Here is a 3,505-nt window from a genome sequence, read left to right on the forward strand (position 1 = left end):
AACTGATGGCATGCTCGCGCCCCGGGATCTCCGGAATCTGCGGCCAGCCGCCGGTAGCGATCAGGATGTTTTTGGCGCTAAAGCGCTCGCCATTGATCTCGACCTGATGCGGATCGACGATCTTCGCGTGGCCTTCATGCAAGGTCACACCGCTGTTGACCAGCAGGTTGCGATAAATGCCATTGAGGCGATTGATCTCACGATCCTTGTTGGCGATCAGCGTCGCCCAGTCGAACTGCGCTTCATCCAGGCTCCAGCCAAAACCGGATGCCTGCTCGAAGTCTTCGGCAAAGTGCGCACCGTAGACCAGCAATTTTTTCGGCACGCAGCCGACGTTCACACAGGTCCCGCCCAGGTAGCGGCTCTCGGCCACGGCCACTTTCGCGCCGAACCCGGCGGCAAACCGCGCAGCCCGCACACCGCCGGAACCGGCACCAATCACATAAAGGTCAAAATCGTAGGCCATTTTCAATCTCCTCGGCAGGCCAACAGCATACCTGCGGACGGCCGCTGAGCAAGCATTGTGCTGAAATGCTCAGGCCGTGCGATGCGCGGCCCAATCTTCGTTTTCGATCAATGCCCCTCTGCGGATTGCGTTTTCGGTGCCCGCAGAGTGCGCAAAGCAATCAAAATCGCCATGAGTGCCAAGCCGAACGTCACCCACGAAACCAAACCGATCCCACCTTCGAATGCCCTTCCCGCCTGCGCCATCAATTCCCTTGCTTGATCCCCCGACAAGTCTGCCGCCACATGATAGGCGCCAGATAGCGTCTCACTCGCCAGCATCATCTGCACTTCGCTCAGGAACCCCGGAAGCTGCAATGCGCCGCGATAGTAGGCGGTGACGACACCGCCGAGCACTGTCGCCCCCAAAACTACGCCCACTTCATAGGCCGTTTCGCTAATGGCCGACGCGGCGCCCGCCTTTGCCGGTGGTGCGGCTGACAAAATCACATCATTGGACACCGTCGCGATCGCGCCCACGCCAATGTTCAGCAAGGCAAAAGCCACCACTAGAACGGTCAGGCTACTGCCCATGCTGGCGACCAGCAAAAACGCCGCTCCAGCAAACGCCATCAAAATCGGTATCAGCACATGCACCTGTAATCGCCGTGCGACAGGCACGACCGCCATCCCCACTACAATCGCCATGACCTGACCAGGAATCAACGCGAGGCTAGCACTCAAGGGCGACATCTGAAGAACGATCTGCAGGAACTGAGTGGCAAAGAATACGAAACCGACGAGAAACGCGAGACTCATCAAATTGATCGCGACAGAGCCGCTAAAGGTGCCACTGCGGAACAGGCTCAGATCCATCAGCGGCACAGGCAGACGTAACTGTCGACACACAAACATCCAGCCCGCAACTGCGCCTACTGCAAATGCTGTCAGCGCCATCCAGTCGATACCATTACTGGCGCTGTGTTTAATGCCATAAACAATGGCACCAAGGGCTACCATCGATTGCAGGATGCTAATTGGATCCAACGGTCCTGCAGCATCTCGCTCGGACTCGGGCAACAACAGTGGCCCCAACACCAGCAGTGGCACCAACACGGGCACCGCCAACAGGAAAATCGACCCCCAACTGAAGAATTCCAGCAACACCCCACCMACCAAAGGACCGAGTGCCGAGCCGACCGTCAACGTCGTTGCCCAGATCGCGACTGYCAGTCTGCGTTCTTCTCGGTCCTCGAACACCGAACGTATCAACGCCAGCGTTGAGGGCATCAGCATTGCACCGAAAACACCCATACAAGCCCGCCCGGCAATCAGTTGCGTGGCGGTATCGGAATGCGCGGTTAGCACCGACACAATCGCAAAACCCAAGGACCCGGCCAGCAACAACTTACGATGACCGACTCGATCCCCCAGACTACCCATCGACACCAGCAACCCCGCCAATACCAGCGAATAAGCATCGATCATCCACAACTGCTGGCTAGCACTCGGACGCAGGGCCTCGGCAATTTTTGGTAATGCGAATCCAAGCACCGTATTGTCAATTGTTACCAGCAGTACAGGTAGCATCAGGACGCTTAGAGCCAACCACCGTTTTAGAGTCACGCTTCCTGTTATCGCCACTCACGAAACTCCATTTCCTCATAAAACCCCAGCGACTTTAAGCGCGCCCTTGAAGTGACATCAGTCACGCCGAGCAAACCGGCTCTGGTGTATCCCATTTAATACAGAGGGTTTTAGCCGCAACAATCATCGTTTGCCCCTGCAATTAACAAATCAGGATGTTCTTTCACAAATTCTGCCGATGGATGTCAGACGATACCTACGTCTCGCCCCTGCGTACCTGAGCCCCGCACAAAAGCAAACGCCCCGAACGAAGTCGGGGCGTTTGCTTGATTCCTCACCTGTGTTTTTTACACAGAGCGAAGTTCGATTTCCAACACGAGCAACTCAGGCTATCAGTAAGCCTTGCCCGTCTTGTAGAAGTTCTCGAAGCAGAAGTTGGTTGCGTCGATGTAGCCTTCGGCGCCACCGCAGTCGAAACGCTTGCCCTTGAACTTGTAGGCAATCACGCAACCATCCTGCGCCTGTTTCATCAGGGCGTCAGTGATCTGGATCTCGCCACCTTTGCCTGGATCGGTTTGTTCGATCAGGCTGAAGATGTCCGGCGTCATGATGTAACGACCGATGATCGCCAGGTTCGACGGGGCATCTTCCGGCTTTGGCTTCTCGACCATGTTGCGCACGCGGTACAGGTCATCACCAATCAGGTCGCCGGCAATCACACCGTATTTGCTGGTTTCTTGCGGGTCGACTTCCATGATCGCGACGATGGTGCAGCGATACTGTTTGTACAGCTTGACCATCTGCTTCAGTACGCCGTCACCTTCCAGGTTGACGCACAGGTCGTCCGCCAGCACCACGGCGAACGGCTCGTCGCCGATCAGTGGTCGACCGGTCAGGATCGCATGACCCAAACCTTTCATTTCAGTCTGGCGAGTGTAGGAGAACGAGCACTCATCCAACAGGCGGCGGATGCCGACCAGGTATTTTTCCTTGTCGGTGCCCTTGATCTGGTTTTCCAGCTCGTAGCTGATGTCGAAGTGGTCTTCCAGGGCGCGCTTGCCGCGACCGGTGACGATGGAGATTTCGTTCAAGCCAGCGTCCAGTGCTTCTTCAACGCCGTACTGGATCAGTGGCTTGTTCACCACCGGCAGCATTTCTTTGGGCATGGCTTTAGTCGCTGGCAGGAAGCGAGTGCCGTAGCCGGCTGCTGGGAACAAGCATTTCTTGATCATATAAGTCCTTGTAAGGGCTGTGCGTGTACGAGTTTCGGCGCAGTCTAATCAGGCGGCGTGCACCTTACAATGCCCCCGCGCTGGCCAACCGATGCCAACATAGAGAAATAATCTTGCCGATAGTTCCCTGCGCAAGCCCTTATGCATAGCAGAGACTTGCGCAATTGCACGGCATTCAACCGCCCGGAACGAACCACCATACGCCCATCGGCACCCGTTGAGTGCGTTTGGCGGTATCATGG

At 56.4% G+C, this 3,505-nt stretch carries 3 protein-coding genes; all 3 read right to left on the minus strand.

The features are described from left to right. Positions 1-466, minus strand: a 466-nt coding sequence (locus ACXRVY_RS20520; protein WP_458238106.1) for an FAD-dependent oxidoreductase, incomplete at its 3' end; no start/stop codon positions are given. A 107-nt stretch (positions 467-573) separates the two neighbouring features. Next, a complete protein-coding gene (locus tag ACXRVY_RS20525; protein WP_458238107.1) occupies positions 574-2,034 on the minus strand; it encodes an MFS transporter in 1,461 nt (486 codons plus the stop codon). Positions 2,035-2,423: 389 nt separating this feature from the next. Beyond that, entirely contained in the window at positions 2,424-3,263 is an 840-nt protein-coding gene (galU, locus tag ACXRVY_RS20530) for a UTP--glucose-1-phosphate uridylyltransferase GalU (RefSeq protein ID WP_093220174.1), read from the minus strand. Between the last annotated feature and the right edge of the window lie 242 nt (positions 3,264-3,505).

Source organism: Pseudomonas sp. P5_A2_2 (genome assembly GCF_054177685.1).